Annotated in this window: 17 protein-coding genes; 12 read left to right on the top strand and 5 right to left on the bottom strand. The window is 60.3% G+C overall.

The features are described from left to right. Positions 1-552: a polysaccharide biosynthesis/export family protein gene (locus tag NIM87_RS03135; RefSeq protein ID WP_254673151.1), complete on the bottom strand. Its 552-nt coding sequence runs from the start codon at positions 550-552 to the stop codon at positions 1-3. Between the two features lie 150 nt (positions 553-702). Between NIM87_RS03135 and NIM87_RS03130 the strand changes: the two genes are divergently transcribed. Continuing rightward, positions 703-3,105, top strand: coding sequence for an exopolysaccharide transport family protein (locus NIM87_RS03130; protein WP_254673150.1), 2,403 nt, complete (start codon positions 703-705; stop codon positions 3,103-3,105). 11 nt (positions 3,106-3,116) lie between these two features. Continuing rightward, positions 3,117-4,157, top strand: a complete 1,041-nt coding sequence (locus tag NIM87_RS03125; protein ID WP_254673149.1) for a polysaccharide deacetylase family protein — start codon at positions 3,117-3,119, stop codon at positions 4,155-4,157. 30 nt (positions 4,158-4,187) lie between these two features. Here NIM87_RS03125 and NIM87_RS03120 read toward each other — a convergent pair whose 3' ends face one another. Beyond that, positions 4,188-4,412: a DUF2842 domain-containing protein gene (locus NIM87_RS03120; RefSeq protein WP_254673148.1), complete on the bottom strand. Its 225-nt coding sequence runs from the start codon at positions 4,410-4,412 to the stop codon at positions 4,188-4,190. An 87-nt stretch (positions 4,413-4,499) separates the two neighbouring features. Between NIM87_RS03120 and NIM87_RS03115 the strand changes: the two genes are divergently transcribed. The 5 genes from NIM87_RS03115 to NIM87_RS03095 all read left to right on the top strand — a co-directional run bounded on the left by NIM87_RS03115 (position 4,500) and on the right by NIM87_RS03095 (position 8,964). Further along, positions 4,500-5,552 (top strand): COX15/CtaA family protein, encoded by a 1,053-nt coding sequence (locus tag NIM87_RS03115; RefSeq protein WP_254673314.1) that lies wholly within the window; start codon positions 4,500-4,502, stop codon positions 5,550-5,552. 140 nt (positions 5,553-5,692) lie between these two features. Beyond that, complete coding sequence (rplM, locus tag NIM87_RS03110) at positions 5,693-6,157, top strand: 50S ribosomal protein L13 (RefSeq protein ID WP_254673147.1); 465 nt, start codon at positions 5,693-5,695, stop codon at positions 6,155-6,157. 1 nt (position 6,158) lies between these two features. Continuing rightward, a complete protein-coding gene (rpsI, locus tag NIM87_RS03105; RefSeq protein ID WP_254673146.1) occupies positions 6,159-6,641 on the top strand; it encodes a 30S ribosomal protein S9 in 483 nt (160 codons plus the stop codon). A gap of 145 nt (positions 6,642-6,786) precedes the next feature. Next, positions 6,787-7,425, top strand: coding sequence for an SdpI family protein (locus NIM87_RS03100; RefSeq protein WP_254673145.1), 639 nt, complete (start codon positions 6,787-6,789; stop codon positions 7,423-7,425). Positions 7,426-7,596: 171 nt separating this feature from the next. Further along, complete coding sequence (locus NIM87_RS03095) at positions 7,597-8,964, top strand: dicarboxylate/amino acid:cation symporter (RefSeq protein WP_254673144.1); 1,368 nt, start codon at positions 7,597-7,599, stop codon at positions 8,962-8,964. Positions 8,965-9,016: 52 nt separating this feature from the next. On the opposite strand, the gene NIM87_RS03090 is transcribed toward NIM87_RS03095, so the two are convergent. Then, positions 9,017-10,273: a cytochrome P450 gene (locus NIM87_RS03090; RefSeq protein ID WP_254673143.1), complete on the bottom strand. Its 1,257-nt coding sequence runs from the start codon at positions 10,271-10,273 to the stop codon at positions 9,017-9,019. Between the two features lie 133 nt (positions 10,274-10,406). Here NIM87_RS03090 and NIM87_RS03085 point away from each other — a divergent pair, with 133 nt between their 5' ends. The 4 genes from NIM87_RS03085 to NIM87_RS18700 all read left to right on the top strand — a co-directional run bounded on the left by NIM87_RS03085 (position 10,407) and on the right by NIM87_RS18700 (position 14,334). Continuing rightward, the gene (locus NIM87_RS03085) at positions 10,407-10,634 is read left to right on the top strand and encodes a hypothetical protein (RefSeq protein WP_254673142.1); all 228 of its coding nucleotides are present in this window, start codon (positions 10,407-10,409) and stop codon (positions 10,632-10,634) included. A gap of 368 nt (positions 10,635-11,002) precedes the next feature. Continuing rightward, positions 11,003-11,632, top strand: coding sequence for an ATP-dependent Clp protease proteolytic subunit (locus tag NIM87_RS03080; RefSeq protein WP_254673141.1), 630 nt, complete (start codon positions 11,003-11,005; stop codon positions 11,630-11,632). Between the two features lie 174 nt (positions 11,633-11,806). Then, positions 11,807-13,084, top strand: a complete 1,278-nt coding sequence (gene clpX, locus NIM87_RS03075; RefSeq protein WP_254673140.1) for an ATP-dependent Clp protease ATP-binding subunit ClpX — start codon at positions 11,807-11,809, stop codon at positions 13,082-13,084. An 83-nt stretch (positions 13,085-13,167) separates the two neighbouring features. Next, complete coding sequence (locus tag NIM87_RS18700; RefSeq protein ID WP_254673139.1) at positions 13,168-14,334, top strand: GGDEF domain-containing protein; 1,167 nt, start codon at positions 13,168-13,170, stop codon at positions 14,332-14,334. A gap of 44 nt (positions 14,335-14,378) precedes the next feature. Here NIM87_RS18700 and rocF read toward each other — a convergent pair whose 3' ends face one another. Beyond that, on the bottom strand, positions 14,379-15,359 hold the full coding sequence (rocF, locus tag NIM87_RS03065; RefSeq protein WP_254673138.1) for an arginase: 981 nt from the start codon (positions 15,357-15,359) through the stop codon (positions 14,379-14,381). Between the two features lie 287 nt (positions 15,360-15,646). On the opposite strand from rocF, the gene lon reads away from it, so the two are divergent. Further along, complete coding sequence (gene lon, locus NIM87_RS03060; RefSeq protein WP_254673137.1) at positions 15,647-18,073, top strand: endopeptidase La; 2,427 nt, start codon at positions 15,647-15,649, stop codon at positions 18,071-18,073. A gap of 49 nt (positions 18,074-18,122) precedes the next feature. Here lon and NIM87_RS03055 read toward each other — a convergent pair whose 3' ends face one another. Further along, on the bottom strand, positions 18,123-20,126 hold the full coding sequence (locus tag NIM87_RS03055; protein ID WP_254673136.1) for an NAD-dependent epimerase/dehydratase family protein: 2,004 nt from the start codon (positions 20,124-20,126) through the stop codon (positions 18,123-18,125). Positions 20,127-20,170 lie beyond the last annotated feature (44 nt).

Here is a 20,170-nt window from a genome sequence, read left to right as displayed (position 1 = left end):
CTAGAACCAGCGTTCCTGCACGACGATGGTGTCGCCCGGAGCAATCGGGAAGTCGAGTTCGACGGCACCCTTGACCATCTCATCGCCCTGGCGCCGGTACACCACCGCCCGCCCGCGATCAGCCGTCTCGGTGTAGCCGCCAGCAGTACTGATCGCTGCCCGCACCGTCATGCCGTAGACATAGGGGAATTGTCCCGCCGTCTTTATTTCGCCCTGGATGAAGAAGGGACGGTACTGGTCAATTTCAACGGCAACGTCAGGGTTACGCATATACCCATTGGCGAGCGCCCGCGCCAAACGCTGCGCGGCGTCTTCGGTCGTGCCGCCACGCACGGGAACTGGGCCGACCAGCGGGAATGCCACAGCGCCCTTATCGTCAACCTTGTAGCTTTTGCTCAATTCAGCATCGCCATAGACCGTCACCCGCACGACGTCACCCGTGTCGAGCTGGTAGGGGCCCTTGGTGTCCACGGCATAGGCAGTGGGGCGCGTTGTGGTGCACCCGGCAACGGCCAACGACAGAAGGACGGCGATAAGGGGTAACCAGCGCATGGGATTCTCAGCGTTTGAGCTGTGCGCAGTCTGGTTTGGCATGGTTAAGATTTTGCTTATAGAGGGACTACTTAGATGCACGATGCATCGGGGATTAACTCAATATTGACCACGCTGGGCGTAGCTCTACGGCAAGATCGAGGAAGCGCCATGACCTATGAGTCGACAGCACCAGACGACACGAGAATTGACGTCGGAGCCTTGCTGGCTACGGTTATTCGGCGGTTGCCCAGGATATTGCTGGTCACTTTGGCGCTGCTGGTTGCAACCTTTGTTGTGCTGATGTTTCAGCCGCGGATGTATGAATCGTCGGCCTCTATTCTGGTCGAAGCTCGCTCAAATCCTTATGTGCGCGCATCCAACGAACAGGCACCTTCGTCATCGGGCAATGAAGTGGGTGTGGTGTCGAGCCAGATCGAACTGCTCAAGTCGCGAGACACCTTGCTTGGTGTCATCGATGAACTCGACTTGCGTTCAGTTGCTGAATTCAACGGTGGTGCCTCTGGCATTTCGCCGCTGGGGATGATCATGCAGATTGCTGGTCGCCGTGCGGCCGCGCCCAACAGTGTCGACGAGACAGTGCTCAAGTCGCTCTACGAACGTCTGTCCGTGGATCAGGAGCGCGACTCGCGCCTGATTTCGGTTGGCGTGAGCACCACCGACCCGGCTCTTTCCGCGCGCATCGCCAATGCGGTTGCGGCTGCCCATGTGGCGCGCCGGGCGCAATTGTCCATTTCCGACACTGCTGATGCTTCGGGTTGGCTGCGCGCCGAAATCGATCGTCTCCGGGTGACTGTGCAGCAGGCCGAGTCGGCGGTCGCCAATTTCAAGGTCGATAACGACCTGTTCACCGGCCAGAATAACACCAGCCTGCTTGACCAACAGCTGTCTGCAATAGCCACCCAGATCACGTCAGCCCAGGAGCGCAAGAATACCGCCCTGTCCCGGGCCGCGCTGATCCGCGGCCTCATCGAGCGCAACCAGCCTATTGAAGGCGTTGCTGACATGCAGGATTCGGTGGTCATCCAGCGTCTCAGCGAGGAGAAGGCGCGCCTGCAGGGCGAGCAGGCCCAGCGCTCGGCCACGCTGCTGTCCAACCATCCGACAATCCGGGCCCTTAACGCCCAAATTGCCGAGTTGAACAATCAGATCCGCATGGAAGGCAATCGGGTCGTGGCCGCGCTGGAAGCCGAAGCGCAGATCCAGGCCGATCTTGTTGATTCCTCCCAGGCGGAGCTGGCTCGCACCAAGTCGACGGCCTCGCTAGCCACCCGGGACACTGTCACGCTGGATAGTCTTGAGCGTGAAGCCAAAGCGCAGCGCGATCTGCTCGAAGCCTACCTTCTGCGCTTCACTGAAGCGTCTTCTCGTGTGGAAGCCAATTCTGCCTTGCCCGACGTGCGCGTCGTGTCCGAGGCCGCTCCATCGGTGTCGCCGTCTTCGCCGAAGACCTCCCTGATCATGATCGCCGTGGGGCTGGTCGCATTCGTTGTTCAAGTCGGCGCGGTGGCATTTGGCGAGCTGATGTCCGGCCGCGCGCTGGCGCCGGTCTCGCGAGCAACAGCCCTGACCGAAAACAGCTCCACCGATAGGCTTGAGACGCCTCCCTTTGACGTCAGCGAATTGGACGAGGCGGATGAGGACGACACTTCACTCTCGACAGATGAGGTCGTCGCGCAGGAGCTGCCGGACACATTCGAGGCTGACGGGTTGGAGGCTGCAGACCAGTCGAGCGAGTCCAATTTTGTCGCTCCCAACCGGACGATCACTGAACTGGGCGCGCCAGACCATGACATGGCCCGATCCTTTGTGCGCGCGCTCATGGCGGAGACGAGCGTCAGACGCTACGACGAGGTCGAAGAGCCTCAGGCCAGCGAAACTTACTTTGATCTGACTGATCCTGTGCTGGACACCGACCACCTGACTGAACCCACCATGCCCGTCTTTGAGGCACAAACGGCGTCGGTCGCGGCGCCAACGCCGAGGGCGCGCCATGCCAAAGCGTCGGGACTGGTGCGTTATGCTGATCTGGTTTCGGACCTGGTGTTGGGGCGTACTCACTTGTTGCTGCTGGCCGATCATGAGCATGGACAAGTGAGCCGCATGCTGGCCGAAGGACTGGTTGGTGATGCAATTGCCAAGGGTCTCAGCGTGGCCCTGATTGATGCTGGCACAGGCCAGCGCACGGATACTCCCGGCGTCAGCGATCTCAGCACGGGCAAGGCCAGCTTTGGCGATGTCGTGCAGAAATCGGCTGACAATGGATTTGCTGAGGTGACTTGGGGGCAGGGTACCACGGTGGATCGCCGCTCTAGCCGACCCCAGACCCTGGTCGAGGCGCTGGGGGATATCTACGAAGTCGTGGTGGTGTTGACCGGGCCGGTCGGTCCGAGTTCCACCTTGGATGTCTTTGCCGAGCTGGGTGGACGCATTGTGCTGGTTGCCGACGACGAGCGTGAGATTGACCGCGCTGAAGCGGCGCGCCGGGCGCTACAGGATGCGGGGCTTCCCGGGATCGAGATCACCGCCCTGACCGAACCGGTTGCAGCCTGAGGGAAACACTCGTGTCTCTCAAATACGCGGCCATTCGCGCCACTTTTGAACTGCTCTGGCTCACCGGCATGCCGCGCCTGTTCAGGTTGCTGTCGCATTCGCGCGGTGTCATCCTGACACTCCATCGCGTGGTGCGGGATGCACCCGCGGATTTCTCGCCCAATGCCATCCTCCAGATCGAGCCGGACTTTCTCGACTATTGCCTCGAACGCATCCGCGACCTTGGTATCGACATTGTCAGCATGGACGAGGCGCTGGAGCGCCTGGCCGGGCCACGCGGAAGCCGCCCGTTTGTCGTTCTTACCTTTGACGACGCCTATAGGGACAACCTGCACTATGCCCTGCCTATTCTGCACGCCCACGATGCGCCATTTACGCTCTATGTCCCCACTGCCTTTGTTGATGGGGTGGGTCAGCTCTGGTGGCAGGCTATTGAGGACATTATCGCCAGTCAGGACGCCGTAGCTTTTTTCGAGGATGGCGACACCGAATATGTCGATACCCGCACGCTGGCCCAGAAGCGGGATGCTTTCGACCGGCTTTATTGGCGCATGCGCAAGCTGCCTGAGCCTGAGCGTCTAGCCCTTCTCAAGGATTTTACCGCAGCCTATGGCTACGATCTCGACCGGCAATGCCGCGAGTTGATCATGGACTGGCCCGAATTGCGCCTATTCGCAGGCGATCCGCTTTGCACCATCGGCGCGCACACTGTTCACCACTATGAGTTGGCCAAGCTGCCCGTCGAGCAGGCTCGCGCCGAAATGATTCAATCCGTCGACGTGATAGAGGCCCAGTTCGGCCTGCGGCCTCGGCATTTTTCGTATCCGCTGGGCGGTCCACTGTCCTGTGGGCCCAGGGAATTCGAACTGGCACGCGAACTTGGCTTTCGGACCGCGGTGACCACGCGGCCCGGTGGCCTCTATCCCCACCACCTCAAGACACCAACCGAGCTGCCTCGCGTCTCGCTGAACGGCTACTTCCAGAAGCGGCGGTATGTTGATGTGTTCACCAGCGGCGGGCTCTTCACCCAGCTCGGCAGGTTGATGCGCTAAGGTGTTGAATCGAATCGTCCTTGCGAAACACTAGTCCCGTGGAAGTTGGTTTTCGTCCGGTCGCGCCATCCATTTAATCAGCGGCATGGCAGGAAGGACCCAGCCCATGCCGGCGATGATGAAAAAGACGATCAGCACCAGTCCCGGCAGGCCTTCAGGCAGCAAGAGGTAAACCGCTGTGGCCAGCACAGACCAAAGCACGATTGAGCCCACCAGCAGGAAGGCGCCCATAAGCTTGCGGTTTCTCTGAGTCATGTGCGGCAATTGATCTGTTGCGGGGCAATGTCCGTGGGATTACCACTCCGGCATTCAGATCGATACCGGAATAGTGCCGTGAATGCCATGCAAGATGCCGCACCTGGGCAAGTGAGCTATGCCAGCGACCGCCTGCGGCCCGTGCGCATCTGGCTTTACGGTCTGGCCGCCTTCGTGCTGCTCATCGTCGTGGTCGGCGGCATCACTCGCCTTACCGAATCCGGCCTTTCCATTACGTCCTGGAAGCCCCTTTCCGGCGTGATCCCGCCACTCAATGACGCAGAGTGGCAGGCCGAGTTCGAGGCCTACCAGCAGATTCCGCAATACTCTGTGCTCAATTCCTGGATGAGCCTCAGCGACTTCCAATACATCTTTTTCTGGGAATGGTTTCATCGCCTGATCGCGCGCTTTCTCGGCGTGCTGTTCATTGTTCCCTTCGTGGTGTTTCTGGTCCAGAAACGCCTGTCTCGCGAACTGGCACTGCCGCTTTTCGGTCTTTTCGTGCTCGGTGGATTTCAGGGTGCCTTGGGCTGGTGGATGGTGTCTTCGGGCCTCACCGAGCTCACCTCTGTGTCGCAATATCGGCTTGCCGCACACCTGACTGCAGCATCTCTCCTGTTCATAGCCCTGATCTACGTTGCGCGCTCACTCTCGCCAGGGCGCGTGTTGGGCCGTGTTACGAGCTTCCATATGAGCACCGGCGTTTTACTCCTCGTCGCTGTGATCCTGCAGATCGGGGCAGGGGCCTTTGTCGCCGGTCTCGACGCCGGCATGGGGTACAATACCTGGCCGCTGATGGATGGCGCCATCATCCCCAACGGGTTGCTGGCCATGGACCCGGTGTGGCGCAACCTGTTCGAGAACGCACTGACCGTGCAGTTCATCCATCGCGGCATTGCCTATCTCATTGTCGCCTATTTAGGTTATCTCCTGTGGCGGCGTCAGCAGGACGGCGGTTTCGCCGGGGTCCATGGCTGGCTACCACGCATCGGCTTTATCGTCCTTCTCCAGGTTGGCCTTGGCGTGGCCACGCTGCTGATGAGCGTTCCTATCGGTCTGGCCGTGGGACACCAGGCGCTGGCCTTCATGCTGGCCGGACTAGTCACCGCCTATGTCGCAGATCTGCGTCGCGTACGGTAATATAATACCTCAGTTGTAAGTTGTTGATTTTAAACGACAATATTTGAGGTGTTGACGCCTTCAGGAATCTCCCTTAGAGACCCGCTCGAACTGGCCGATCCATGCGTGGGTCGGCTTCCTGAATCTTAGGGAATTCGATTATGAGCACGTACTCGGCAAAACCGAGCGAGATCGAAAAGCAGTGGATCCTGATCGACGCCAATGGGCTGGTCGTGGGTCGTCTGGCTTCGATCATCGCCTCGCGTCTGCGCGGCAAGCACAAGCCGACCTTCACCCCCCACATGGACATGGGTGACAACATCATCGTCATCAATGCCGACAAGGTGAAGCTGACCGGTCGCAAACTGGACCAGCACCGCTTCTACTGGCACACCGGCTATCCCGGTGGCATCAAGGACCGTACGGCTCGTGAGCTGCTCGAAGGCCGCTTCCCGAACCGCGTCCTCGAAAACGCCGTTCGCCGCATGATGCCCGGTGGCCCGCTGACCCGCGCCCAGCTCAAGAACCTGCGCGTTTACGCCGGTTCCGAGCATCCCCACGAAGCGCAGAGCCCGACCACGCTCGACGTCGCTGCGATGAACCCCAAAAACGCCCGGGTGAAGTAATATGGCTGAAACCATCAACTCTCTCGAAGACCTCGGCACCACCGCTGCGGCTCCCGCTGCCAGCACGGCTCCGGTTCACGTTCAGAAGCTCGACAGCCTCGGCCGCGCCTACGCCACTGGCAAGCGCAAGAACGCTGTTGCTCGCGTCTGGATCAAGCCCGGCAAGGGCAAGGTCATCGTCAACGGTCGCGAATTCGCCAAGTACTTCGCCCGTCCGGTTCTGCAGCTGATCGTCAAGCAGCCGATCGTGGCTACCGAGCGTCTCGACCAGTATGACGTCAACGTCACCGTCGCCGGTGGTGGTCTTTCCGGTCAGGCTGGCGCCGTTCGTCACGGCATCTCCAAGGCCCTCAACTACTTCGAGCCGGGCCTACGCCCGATCCTGAAGAAGGGTGGCTTCCTGACCCGCGATAGCCGCGTTGTCGAACGTAAGAAGTACGGTAAGGCCAAGGCCCGCCGCTCCTTCCAGTTCTCCAAGCGCTAAGCTTCGGAACGACTTCGAATTTGCGAGGGGCCGGGAAACCGGCCCCTTTGCTATTGAAGCATCGGCGATCACTTGCCCGTTGGCTTAGAGGGCTGGCATTGCGCCAAGGCATCTCCATATGTGAGCCGCACACCGAGCCATCGCCATGCCCAATCTCGTTACTCGCTTCCATCTTCTGCTCTTCGGCGTCACTCTGGCTATAGCCGGCGTGGCGATCATCAATATTCCCGAGGCATATGCTTTCCCGGCTCACTGGCACGGCAGCGCGGTTGATTGGCTCTGGCCGCGCAATATTGCTTTGGCGGTGGCGCCATTGGTCGAGGTCGCACTCATGGGCGCGTTCTTCATCCTTGGGCGACAGCTGACAAAAAATCATCTGGCCAAGACCCGCCACATCCTTGATCCGGCATTGACCCTGCTGCTTGCAGTCGCTGCGGCTTGCCAATTGGGGCTGCTGCTCAACGGCATTGGCTCGGATCTCGACATTTTCCGCATCACCGGTTTCGGCTTAGCCGCGGCGCTGCTGGTGTTGGCGGTGGTGATTTTCGAGGCAGAGCGCCATTCCTACGCAGGATTGCGTATGCCTTGGCCGATCCGCTCGGATCGGGCGTGGCGCCTGGTGCACCGCGTCAGCGGCGTCGCCACAGGCTGCGCAGCGCTGGCCCTGGCCTGGCTCGCGTGGGCTGATCCCGGGCCGGGGCCGCTCGTATTGGCCATGGCCGCAGGCCTCCTCGGCCTACCAATGTTTGCCGCATTGGCGACCCTGGTGTTTCGCCGCGCCTGACAAAGCGTTCTCGCAAAATGCGATGTGCATGGCAGGAAAATCCGGTTCGCTCATGGCAATTGCAATGCCATGCGCTGATTTCACGACAGGCGAGGCGTAGTGTCTGGTCAATTGCGAGGCTTTGCGCTCATTATTTGGGCACTGAGTCTTCGCTCATTGAAAGGCCTTTCCATGCCCACAACCGTCTCGGCCGGCGTAGCTCCGCGCGCGCCTAAGCCACTTTTTCTCAATTTTGGTTTCCAGGTCCTGGCCGCAATGGTCATCGGACTTGTCCTTGGCTACATCGCGCGGCAAATGGGTCCCGATGCCACCGGCGGCGCCAATTGGCTGGTCCAGACCCTCTCAACGGTCGGCTCGTCTTTTGTGTCGCTGCTCCGCACCTTGGTGCCGGTGCTGGTGTTCACCGCCATCGTGGCGTCTATCGCCAATCTGCGTGAGCTCAATAATGCCGCGCGGCTGGTGTGGCAGACCCTTCTCTGGTTTGCCATCACGGCACTGATCGCTGTGGCCATCGGTATTGCGCTCGGGCTCCTGATCCAGCCCGGCCTCAACACTGCGGTTGCCGAAACTGCAGCACGCGCGCCATCATCCACCGGGTCATGGCTCGACTTCCTCAAGGGCCTGATCCCGTCCAACTTCATCGGCCTGCAGGCGTCCACCCGCGTCTCCGATAGCGGCGCCACAACCAGCCTCAATTTCAATGTTCTGCAGATCCTGATCGTCTCGATTGTGATCGGTATTGCCGCACTGCGCGTCGGTCCGGCTGCGGATCCGTTCCTCGCCTTTAACCGCTCGTTCCTCAAGATCATCCACAAGGTCCTGTGGTGGGTCATTCGCCTGACCCCCATTGGCACCATTGGCCTGCTTGGCAATGCCGTTGCGGTCTATGGCTGGGACGCCTTGGCTCAGCTCGGATGGTATGCGGCGGCCATCTATATCGGCCTGTTGATCGTACTCTTCGTGGTCTATCCGGCGCTGTTGCAAGTCCATGGCCTCAACCCCATCCGCTACTTCCAGAGCGCCTGGCCCGCCATCCAGCTGGCCTTTGTATCGCGTTCGTCTATCGGCACCCTTCCAGTGACGGAGCGCGTGACGGAAAAGAACCTCGGTGTACCGCGTGAATACGCCGCCTTCGCCGTGCCACTCGGCGCCACCACCAAGATGGATGGTTGCGCGGCGATCTATCCGGCGATCTCGGCCATCTTCGTGGCCCAGTTCTTCGGCATCGCCCTTGGCATCGAGCATTATCTGCTGATCGTCTTCGTCTCGGTGATCGGTTCGGCGGCAACAGCCGGCCTCACCGGTGCCACCGTCATGCTGACCCTGACGCTTTCGACCCTGGGCTTGCCGCTCGAAGGCGTCGGCCTGCTGCTCGCCATCGATCCAATCCTTGATATGGGCCGCACGGCGGTCAATGTCGCCGGTCAGGCGCTGGTGCCGACGATTGTCGCCAAACGCCAGGGCATCCTCAACCAGGCCATCTACGACAACGGCAAGGCTATCGAGGACTTGGACGTTGACGCCGTCCCGGCCGAGTAACTCCGAAGTCATTGCCAACAACGGGAAGGGGAGGCCTTGGGCCTCCCCTTCGTCATTTCCAGCTCACCATCAGCTTTTCCAGCCCATGGAAGTGATAGACATTTCCATAGCGTGGCGGCTCGGCGATGCGGAGCTTGGGTAACCGCTCGAACAACACGCCCATGGCCTCCTGCAACTCGATCCGCGCCAGCGGCGCCCCAATGCAGAAATGAATGCCCGCCCCAAAGCTGACATTGCCGCCATCGGTGCGGAACGGGTCGAAAGTTCCTGCATCGGCAAAGCGCACCGGATCGCGATTGGCCGCGCCCAGCATGAGCCCAATGACATCGCCCTTGCGCAGCGTGATGCCTTCAACCTCCGTGTCCATCAACGCATAGCGCGTAAACAGATGCAGCGGTGCGTCGAAGCGCAGACATTCTTCCACGGTGGCTTCTGCCTGCTCCGGCGTCGCAAACAGGCTTTGCGGGTCGAGCCCGCTCTCCAGGATCGATTTGACCCCATTGCCGGTGGTGTGAACCGTCGCCTCGTGCCCGGCATTGAGCAGCAGGATTGCCGTGGAAATGACTTCATCCTCGTCCAGCACATCTCCATCGCGGGCGTTGGTGAGCATGTGGCTCAGCAGGTCCTCGCGCGGTGCACGGCGACGCTCGGCAATGATCTCCCGCAAGTAGGCCGTGAAGTCCGCGGCAGCCTGGTTGGCGTCGAGCTCGGTTTCTCGGGTGACATTGTACATATACATGGTCACCATGCGGTTGGACCAGTTGAGCAGTTGCTTGGCCATGTCCGCCGGTAGCCCGATCATCTCGGCAATCACGATGGCAGGGATCGGCGCAGCAAAGGCCTTGATCAGGTCGACGGCCTCCTCACCCTCGAACCCGTCGATCATGTCGTGTGCGAGCTGTCGTATGCGCGGACGCAATTGCTCAACTTGCCGGGACACGAAGGCCCGGTTGACCAGCGTACGCAGCCGCGTGTGGGCGGGTGGTTCGAGGTTCAGCAGTGAGTGTTTCTCGGTCAGGTCGAAGTCCGCCACATGCGGTTTTGGGGCGGGCAGGCCGATCTCCTCCCGGCTTGCGACGTGCAGAATGTCCCGGCCGAACCGCTTGTCACGCAAAAGCGCACTGACCGATTTGAAATCGGAAAAGCACCAGTGCCCATATTCCTCCCAGAAGAAGGCCGGATGCGTCGCATGCTGGCGCGCATAAAAGGAGTAGGGGTTCTGATAGAATGCCGGGTCCTGAGGCTGCGCCGAGGCGCTGAGGTGGGGCGGGAAGCCGGTGATCGGCTTGACTTGAATGATGGCGGCCATGGTCTTGGAGTTGGAAGGTTTTTGATCGATTGGTCAAATCTACGGAAACTTGGCGGCTCTGCCTATGGCTGCCGTCTTGCTCCGCGCGAAAAAATCGCTAGGGAAGGTGCCAACAGTTTCGAGGAGCATATTCGTGAGCGACATCACCTATTCCGAGGCCATCGACGCCATCTACGCCTCGATCCGCAATGACAACGAAGACCTGGACGTGCATATCGCTGCCCTCAAGGGCGCCATGGCGCGTGAAGGAGTCAAGGAAGCGACCTTCGAGACTCCCAAGCTCGCCCAGGGCAATCGTCAGGGCCGCAAACTGATGCAGGCCTATTTCAAGAAGAAGGGCGTCGCCGTCAGTTTCAACTGAAGGTGATCGCCACGCGTTCGGCTCTGTCTCTGCAAACTGGGCACAGTAGGGCAGCTTGGCACATCGAGCAGACGCATCGAGGCGGTGACCCGGTTTTGTCCGTCTGCGGAGGGAGCGCGACAAACATCAGCCTCCGTTCACCCTTCGGCCAAATGATCGGGCTAATGCTATTGAAGCTCGCCTCATTGCCGCCTATCTGTGCCTTTACCGCCCGTTAAGGCGGTGTCGATTGCAATCAGCCCGTCGCGCTGATTCGATTTCCGGCATGCTGACCTGCCTCTCTGAGTGCGCGTTCGGGGCAGGGGCATGTCCAACCAACCAAGCCTGCCGCCCGGTCCGCGACCCGGGGCATGGCCAAGGGGCAAAAAATGCGGGATCCGCACGATCTATACATGAACACGCTCGTACCCATGGTGGTCGAGCAGTCGACACGGGGCGAGCGCGCCTTCGACATCTATTCGCGCCTTTTGCGCGAACGCATCATTTTCGTGACCGGCGTGGTCGAGGACAATATGGCCTCGCTCATCGTGGCCCAGCTTCTGTTTCTCGAATCAGAGAACCCGAAGAAGGAAATCGCCATGTACATCAACTCGCCCGGCGGCGTGGTGACGGCTGGTCTTTCGATCTACGACACAATGCAGTTCATTCGCCCGGCGGTTGCAACCATGGTCATGGGCCAGGCTGCATCCATGGGGTCGCTGCTGCTCGCAGCCGGTGAAGCCGGCATGCGCACCAGCCTTCCGAACTCGCGCGTCATGGTCCATCAGCCTTCCGGCGGCTTCCAGGGTCAGGTCACTGACATCCTGATTCATGCCAAGGAAGTCGAGGGTTTAAAGCGTCGCCTTAATCAGATTTATGAGAAGCACACCGGCCGTACTTACGAGGAAATCGAGAACGCACTTGAGCGTGATCGCTTCCTCTCGCCAGAGGAGGCCAAGGCCTTCGGGTTGATCGACACGGTCATGGAAAAACGCGCTGTCCCTGAGGCCTCCGCCTGAGTTGGCGGGCGTTAAGGACAATGCTGATGCGCCGTGGACTGTGATCCAGGCGCAATTGCACGGAGCCGGAACGGCCTTTAAGGTCGTTTCGGCTTAGACTTTCTTTATGCCTTGGGCATTAGCCTATCTGCTAATGCCTGATTTTGGGGGCGCTCAGCTCCCGGGAGTGACTGGATGTCCAAAGAGACGACGAACGGCGAAACCTCCAAGAACACGCTTTACTGCTCGTTCTGCGGCAAGTCGCAGCACGAAGTACGCAAGCTGATCGCCGGTCCCACCGTGTTCATCTGCGATGAATGCGTCGAACTGTGCATGGACATCATCCGCGAAGAGAACAAGACCTCCATGGTCAAGTCCTCCGAGGGCGTGCCCACCCCTGCAGAAATCTGCAAGGTGCTGGACGATTACGTCATCGGTCAGTACCGCGCCAAGCGGAACCTGGCGGTTGCGGTCCATAACCACTACAAGCGCCTGCACCACGCAGCCAAGAACCAGGACGTGGAACTTTCCAAGTCCAACATTCTGCTCATCGGCCCGACCGGTACCGGCAAGACCCTGCTGGCCCAGACGCTGGCGCGCATCCTCGATGTGCCTTTCACAATGGCCGATGCCACCACGCTCACCGAAGCTGGCTATGTCGGCGAGGACGTTGAAAATATCATCCTTAAGCTGCTGCAGTCGGCCGACTACAATGTCGAAAAGGCGCAGCGCGGCATCGTCTATATCGACGAGGTCGACAAGATTTCCCGCAAGTCGGACAATCCTTCGATAACCCGTGACGTTTCGGGCGAAGGCGTGCAGCAGGCGCTCCTCAAGATCATGGAAGGCACCGTTGCCTCCGTGCCCCCGCAGGGCGGCCGCAAGCATCCACAGCAGGAATTCCTGCAGGTCGACACGACGAACATTCTGTTCATCTGCGGCGGCGCCTTTGCCGGGCTCGAAAAGATCATCGCCGCGCGCGGTGAAGGTTCGGGCATCGGCTTTTCGGCCACCGTCAAGGACCCGAACGACCGTCGCGTCGGTCAGGTGCTGGCCGATGTCGAGCCCGAAGACTTGGTCCGTTTTGGCCTGATCCCGGAATTCATCGGTCGTCTGCCGGTTTTGGCAACGCTGGAGGATCTCGACATTCCGGCGCTGATCGAAATTCTGACCTCGCCCAAGAATGCTCTGGTGCGTCAGTACCAGCGCCTCTTCCAGATGGAAGATATCGAGCTGACCTTCCACGAGGACGCCCTCAAGGCCATCGCCGAGAAGGCCATCGAGCGCAAGACAGGCGCTCGCGGTCTGCGCTCCATCATGGAAGCCATCCTGCTCGACACCATGTTCGACCTGCCCTCGCTCGAAGGCGTCGAGGAAGTGGTGATCTCGGAAGAGGTGGTAAAGGGCAAGGACGTCCGTCCGCTCTATATCTACTCCGAGCGCAAGAAGGACGAGACTCCGGCGACCGCCTGATCGAAGCCAGGCAAACCAATCGTTTACGGCCTCCGGTTTAAAAACCCGGGGGCCGTTGCTTTTGATGGCCGTCAGGAGGCGCTGTGGACGCAGCACTGGTTCTGGACATGCCGACGCTCGTGATGGCGCGAGTCGTCAGCATCGTCGTGTTCGCCATTGGCGTGCCCATCATGACTCTACGCAAGGATCGGCCGGAAACGGCAGTCTTTTGCTGGTCTCTGCTTATGGCAATCCTGAGCTGGATTACCGTGATCGCGGCGGTCTTCACGCGGAACCTCTATGTTGTCGCGCTCTATGCCGGCTGCATCAGCGCGACGGTCTCCCTGCAATGGGCGGCGATCGTCATCATGACTGGCCGCAAGGTTCATTCCGCATGGTTTGTGGTGCCGCCGGTCGGCGTGGCGGTTGTGATCATGGCGCTGAGGGTGCCGTCGCCTGAGGCGGCGATTCTGAGTTGCATTGTACTCAGCCTGCAACTGGCTGCTGCATCGGCCTTTGTAATGGTCTGTGGCCGGCAGGTGGTGCGCCCGAGCACGGCGGTCCTTATGGCGCTCGGCTATGCCTTTTCTTTTTGCAGCGCCATTTCCAGGCCCCTCGAGGTGCTGTTCTCTGGCCGCGTCGACCTCTACGCACTATCAGGCGACGCCAGCAACACGCTCCCCTTCTTCGCCAGCTATATCGGGACGACGCTGATTATCCTGTCTTGGCTGGCAGCCCTAAAGGATCGCGCCGAGGCACGATTGGCCCTCCTGGCGTTCCGGGATGAACTGACCGGCTTGGCCAATCGGCGTGCACTCCATGAGCAGGGGCGAAAGCTGTGGTCCCAATCGAGGTGGCAGGGCACTGTTTTTACCCTGGTGGCGCTGGATCTGGACTTCTTCAAAAAGGTCAACGACCGCTGGGGCCATGAAGAAGGCGACCGCGTGTTGGCGGCATTCGGGGACACCATCATGCGGTCCCTGCCAGCGCCCGAGATCGCTGCGCGCATGGGCGGAGAGGAGTTCTGCCTCATCTATGCCGGCGCGGATGCGCGGACCGTACATGACTTTGTGGAGCAATTGCGTGACGACTTTGCGCATCGCCTGCAATTGCCTGATGGAAGCGCGGTGCGTTTCAGCGCCGGAGTTGCCCAGTCTGCTCCGGATGATGACGGCATCCGCTCGGTCTATCGGCGCGCCGACAACGCACTTTACCAAGCCAAAGCCAGCGGTCGCGACTGCGCCATCATCGGCTCCGCCCTGGCTGCCTGATGCGGGCAGCGATTAGGAGGATTTGCTTCTAAATCTTCAAAGGGTCAGCGTTCGCTGTCCGTAACAAACTCCATCGGCCCAGGCTCTTCCCCCATGATTGACCGGCCAAAGAGACTGGCGACAAGGTCGACCATCAAAGTGGCACTCTTGCCGCCATGATCCAGGAAGGGATTCAGTTCCACCACATCGAGCGAACCCACCACGCCGCTATCGTGAAGCATTTCCATCACCAGATGCGCCTCCCGATAGGTGAGGCCGCCCGGCACCAGTGTTCCGCCCCCGGGGGCAATTGCGGGGTCTATGGAGTCGACATCAAAACTGACATGCAGATGCGCGCCATCGGCCTTGGCCTTGTCGATGACCTTTTGCATTGTCGCGACCACACCCATCTGGTCGAGTTTGCGCATATCGATCACCTCGACGCCGCGCGCCTGCACCAGTCGGCGCTCCTCCCGATCAATTGATCGCGCGCCAAAGATCGTCACGTTGCGCGGGTCGATTCGGCCCAGCCATGGCCCCTTGTAGCTCTCGTCGAATTCCGGTTCGCCGCACAGCAGGGCCAGCGGCATGCCATGCAGATTGCCGGACGGCGAGGTTTCAGGGGTGTTGTAGTCGGCATGGGCATCGATCCACAGCACATGCACAGGCGTGTTTTGCGTCGCGCAGTGCCGCGCCACGGCTGATACAGTGCCTATGGCAATCGAATGGTCACCGCCCAGAAATACAGGGAAGTTGCCTTCTGACAGGATGTCCAGACCCGCGTCGCTGGCCCGCGCAGCTAGGTCAAGCACATCGGCCTTGCGCTCTTCTGGCAGGCGGGTGCTGGCAGGATTAGTGGACATCTCCGGGTGCTGCCGCCTGAGGTCACCATGGTCTGCAATGGCATGATCAAGCTCAATCAACGCCTCCACAAGCCCGGCAACCCGCAGCGCCTCAGGTCCCATGCCGCAGCCGCGCACGGAAGCGCCCGATGCCGTCGCAATACCCAGAATGTCGATACGCCTTGGGCGGGGAAGGGGTGTCATGCGAGGCTCCCTGTAGGTCAAGTCCGAGTCGGAGCATATGCGATCATGCGCGAACGGCCCACTGGACGTATTCATTGTGAAGCCAAGGCACACTGGTGTTGCTGGCTTGGGCACATATCTCCTGTGCGAAGTAACCGTATCAGTCACAAAAGCGCAAAGGTTGACTTGCGGCTCGGGTGGTCCACCCTATTTATTAACCTGAATCGCCCAGCCTTTTCGGATTGGGCAGTCGCAATACGGGCGCGCTACCAAGTCCTCCCTCCGGCGCGCCCCGGAAAGGAAACGTGATGTCGGAAGTTACCTCCACCGGCGAAACAAGCCGGGATCGGGTTTACCCGGTCCTCCCCCTGCGCGACATCGTCGTCTTCCCCGGCATGATTGTGCCGCTGTTCGTTGGCCGCGAGAAATCGGTCAAGGCGCTGGAAGAGGTCATGCGCGACGACAAGCACATTCTCGTCGTGACGCAGAAGAACGCACAGGATGATGATCCGGCGCCGGATCAGATCTATCCCACGGGCACCATTGCCACCGTTCTGCAACTGCTGAAGCTTCCCGATGGCACCGTAAAAGTGCTTGTCGAAGGGCTTAACCGCGCAACCATCGACCAGTATCTTCAGACTGACGACTATTTCGAGGCCGAAGCCTCGATCCTGCCCGAGCCTGAAGAAGACGCCACGGAAACCGAGGCGCTTGCCCGCTCGGCTCAGTCCGAGTTCGAAAATTACGTCAAGCTCAACAAGAAGATTTCGGCTGAGGTAGTTGCTGCCGTCGGTCAGATCGACAATGCCAGCAAGCTAGCAGACACCATTGCCAGCCATCTCGTTATCAAGATTCCCGAGAAGGAAGATCTCCTGCTCACCGTCTCGGTCATCGAGCGGTTGCAGAAGGTCATCGGTCTCATGGAAGGTGAGATCGGCGTGTTGCAGGTGGAAAAGCGCATCCGCTCCCGCGTCAAGCGTCAGATGGAAAAGACGCAGCGCGAGTATTATCTCAATGAGCAGATGAAGGCGATCCAGCGCGAGCTGGGCGACGGCGAAGACGGCGCCAACGAGATCACCGAACTCGAAGAGCGCGTCGCCAAGACCAAGCTGTCCAAGGAAGCCAAGACTAAGGCCGAAGGCGAGATCAAGAAGCTCAAGGGCATGAGCCCAATGTCGGCCGAAGCCACGGTCGTGCGCAACTATCTTGATACGCTTCTCGGCCTGCCATGGGGTAAGAAAAGCAAGGTCAAGCGCGATTTGGCCCTGGCCGAAAAGGTGCTCGATGCCGACCACTACGGCCTCGAAAAGGTCAAGGAACGCATCCTCGAATACCTGGCGGTGCAGGCCCGGACCGGCACGCTCAAGGGCCCGATCCTCTGCCTCGTTGGCCCTCCAGGCGTCGGCAAGACCTCGCTCGGCAAGTCTATCGCCAAGGCGACTGGACGCGAGTTCGTGCGCATGGCGCTCGGCGGCGTTCGTGACGAAGCCGAAATCCGTGGCCATCGCCGCACCTATATCGGCTCCATGCCTGGAAAGATCATCCAGTCACTCAAGAAGGTGGGCAAGAACAACCCATTGTTCCTGCTCGACGAAATCGACAAGATGGGCCAGGATTTCCGAGGCGATCCGTCGTCGGCGCTGCTCGAAGTGCTCGACCCGGAACAGAACAACACGTTCAACGATCACTATCTGGAAGTCGACTTCGACCTCTCGGATGTGATGTTCGTCACGACCTCGAACACGCTCAACATTCCCGGCCCGCTGATGGACCGCATGGAGATCATTCGCCTTTCGGGTTACACCGAGGAGGAGAAGCACGCGATTGCCAAGCAGCACCTGATGCCCGAGACCGCCAAGGAAAACGGCCTGGCGCACGGCGAGTTCGTGCTGTCCGATGAGATGCTGATGAAGGTTGTGCGCGGCTATACCCGCGAGGCCGGCGTCCGCAACCTCAAGCGCGAAATCTCCAAACTGATGCGCAAGGCGGTTACCGAACTCGTCCGCACCAAGGCGAAGTCGATTGAGATCACTGAAGAAAAGCTCGCCGAATATCTCGGCCCGATGATCTTCAAGCATGGTGAGATCGAAGCCGAGGCCCAGGTTGGCCTGGTCACAGGTCTGGCATGGACGTCGGTTGGCGGCGAGATGCTGACTATCGAAGGCGTGATGACGCCGGGCAAGGGCCGTATGTCGGTCACCGGCAACATCAAGGAAGTGATGAAGGAATCACTGACGGCCGCCCAGGCCTATGTGAAGTCCCGTTGCATCGACTTCGGCATCAAGCCGCCCATGTTCGACACGCGCGACATCCACGTTCACCTGCCCGAAGGCGCTACGCCCAAGGATGGTCCCTCGGCGGGCATTGGCCTGGCGACCGCCATCGTCTCGGTAATGACCGGTATCCCGGTGCGCAATGATGTTGCCATGACTGGCGAAATCACGCTGCGGGGCAGGGTACTGCCCATTGGCGGCCTCAAGGAAAAGCTCCTCGCGGCCCTGCGTGGCGGCATCAAGACGGTGCTGATCCCGGAAGAGAACGTGCGCGATCTCCAGGAAATCCCGGATATCGTCAAGCAGGGCATGGAAATCGTGCCGGTCAGCCGCATGGATCAGGTGATCGAGCGCGCCCTGGTGCGTAAGCCCGAGGCCATCGAGTGGAACTTCGACGCTGAGCCTGCGGTGGCGGCCAAGGTCGATCCTGCTGACGATGCCGGCGTTAGCGTCACGCACTGATTGCCGGGCGAATGAACTAAAATGGCGGCCTTCGGGTCGCCATTTTTGTTTAGGGCTGAGCCAGTCGTGGGTCCTGGGCGCGCGCGATGAACAGATGCTGAACACCAACCCATGCCGGCACATATTTGCCCCGATGCAGCCAGAAAGACTCGCCGCAGACGTCATGGGCCATCTCGATCATGGCGTGCATCTGCGCGGCGTTGCGCGAGGTCATCTCCACCCACACGAACCCCCGGTTGGTCTCCGGTTCACGGGTGAAGCGCACGCCGATCCCCTGGCCAGGATGAATGTTCATGTCGGGCAGGCCGCGGCGTAGCCGCTCGAAAAACTCCGGCGCCAGGGTGTCTGGCAAACAAAGCTCCATATTGCGGATTCGCCGCTTGCCGTTCCTGAACAGATTGCCCACCAGATGCTTGGCGGGAACACCCTTCCACGGTGCCAGAACCTGCTCCGTTGTGCCTACGATGCGAAGGCGTCCACGTAGTCTGAGGCTGAGCAGCAGTTTCTGGATAGGGGCGGGTGAACCGCGCATCGGCGCAAATGGTCCGCGATCCTTGGGGTGATGTTCACCCACCGGATTGACGTTGTAGACCATGAGCTCGCGTCCGCGCGGATACCAATGCACCGTAGTGCTGAAATTGGCGCGATAGCCGCCCTCGATATAGGGACGCAGGTGGCTGTCGGGGTGCCATTCGATGACATTGGCCAACCGCTGGTCCGGCACGCAGCGAAAGGTGACTTCCGTGACCACGATGCTACTGTCGGCCCGCAGTCTGTCCCAGGCTGCATCATCCCGCCGCGAGAAGACCTCGTCGCCATGTCGGTCGACATAGCGGATTGCGGAGATCAAATCGTAGAGCGAAATATATTCGCTGCTGCTGCCATGGACCTCTGCGAAAAAGCAGGCCCCCGCCGAGATATCGACGAACTCGGGCAAGGTCGCGAGGGTAAGCCCCTTGGGCTGCAGATAATCGAGAATGGCGCGGAGGGTCGTGCCCGAGCGAACACTCAATTCTGTCCCTTCAAGTCCGACCACCCCGGCATAGTGCTCCATCACCAACTGATCTGTGCTCAGTTGGTCATTGAACCAAAGGAAATAGCCTCGCCCGATGGTGTGGAAGGGGCGTCCGGCGCTCGCGATGCCTCGAATGACAGTGAGATCGTCGGCCGCCACGGCGCGCGCCGGCGCTTCAAAAAACTCACCCAAAGCTCGATTTGGGGCGATGCCGCTAAGCCGGCGGACCTTTTCCGTATTGACCCGCACATCATGCGCCAGAAACCAGAGCGTCGATGGAATGGCCTTGCCGGCAAAGCCAGCCAGCCAGTTCGGGACGAGGAATATTGGGCGTCTGGCAAGCCCAGCGGCGTGACGGAAATAGTCGCCCGAGGACACGTCGAGGTCACCCAGATTGACCACCTCATTGGCGACGCCGCTTTCGATCAGCGTCAGTAATTGGCGGCTGAGATCTTCGACATGGACGAGATTGAAGGTCCGGCCCTTGAGGCCAACCGGCGCCCAGCGCATTGCATCGACAATGCCGCTGGACCATTGCATGTGCGGCCCCATCACGACGGTCGGGCGAACGATGAGGTAGTCCACGCCCTTGTCTAGGCAAACCGACTTGACCCTCTGCTCGTCGGCCAGCTTCAGCCGCGTATAGGCGTCCAGCCGGCCGCTTTCCGACAAGGGGAGGTCTTCGGCCTGCACCGGGTGTTCGACTGGGTCGAGCGCCGAATAGACAACCTGCGAGCTAAAATAGACGAAGAGCCGGCATGTCTCTGGCTGGATGAGCGCCAGCAGCGTCTCCGTCATGGACCGGTTCGCGTCGATAAAGGCCTGTCCACCCACCTTCGTATTGAGCGCTGCGTGAACCACCACGTCCGACTGGCCAATGACCCGCGCCAGGCCTTCTGCGTCGCTGAAAGCCAGGACGTTGGTCGCTGCAAGGGGCGGCAGGCTGCGGTAGACGGCGCTGACTGTGTGGTTGGCAGAGAACGTCTTCAGCAATTGGCGGCCGATGCCGCCTCCTGCTCCAACCAGGCAGATATTCACCGCGCTATCCCCTTCTCGGTCTTGTGCCGGGTGAATCTACCGAC

The organism is Devosia ureilytica, from assembly GCF_024273195.1.
Classification (GTDB): Bacteria; Pseudomonadota; Alphaproteobacteria; order Rhizobiales; family Devosiaceae; genus Devosia; species Devosia ureilytica.
This window is presented reverse-complemented; position numbering and strand designations above follow the sequence as displayed.

Excerpts from the sequence above, each read along its gene's own strand:
- NIM87_RS03135 (WP_254673151.1), bottom strand. The coding sequence starts at position 552 with ATGCGCTGGTTACCCCTTATCGCCGTCCTTCTGTCGTTGGCCGTTGCC.
- NIM87_RS03130 (WP_254673150.1), top strand. The coding sequence starts at position 703 with ATGACCTATGAGTCGACAGCACCAGACGACACGAGAATTGACGTCGGA.
- NIM87_RS03120 (WP_254673148.1), bottom strand. The coding sequence starts at position 4,412 with ATGACTCAGAGAAACCGCAAGCTTATGGGCGCCTTCCTGCTGGTGGGC.
- NIM87_RS03115 (WP_254673314.1), top strand. The coding sequence starts at position 4,500 with ATGCAAGATGCCGCACCTGGGCAAGTGAGCTATGCCAGCGACCGCCTG.
- rplM (WP_254673147.1), top strand. The coding sequence starts at position 5,693 with ATGAGCACGTACTCGGCAAAACCGAGCGAGATCGAAAAGCAGTGGATC.
- rpsI (WP_254673146.1), top strand. The coding sequence starts at position 6,159 with ATGGCTGAAACCATCAACTCTCTCGAAGACCTCGGCACCACCGCTGCG.
- NIM87_RS03100 (WP_254673145.1), top strand. The coding sequence starts at position 6,787 with ATGCCCAATCTCGTTACTCGCTTCCATCTTCTGCTCTTCGGCGTCACT.
- NIM87_RS03095 (WP_254673144.1), top strand. The coding sequence starts at position 7,597 with ATGCCCACAACCGTCTCGGCCGGCGTAGCTCCGCGCGCGCCTAAGCCA.
- NIM87_RS03090 (WP_254673143.1), bottom strand. The coding sequence starts at position 10,273 with ATGGCCGCCATCATTCAAGTCAAGCCGATCACCGGCTTCCCGCCCCAC.
- NIM87_RS03080 (WP_254673141.1), top strand. The coding sequence starts at position 11,003 with ATGCGGGATCCGCACGATCTATACATGAACACGCTCGTACCCATGGTG.
- clpX (WP_254673140.1), top strand. The coding sequence starts at position 11,807 with ATGTCCAAAGAGACGACGAACGGCGAAACCTCCAAGAACACGCTTTAC.
- rocF (WP_254673138.1), bottom strand. The coding sequence starts at position 15,359 with ATGACACCCCTTCCCCGCCCAAGGCGTATCGACATTCTGGGTATTGCG.
- lon (WP_254673137.1), top strand. The coding sequence starts at position 15,647 with ATGTCGGAAGTTACCTCCACCGGCGAAACAAGCCGGGATCGGGTTTAC.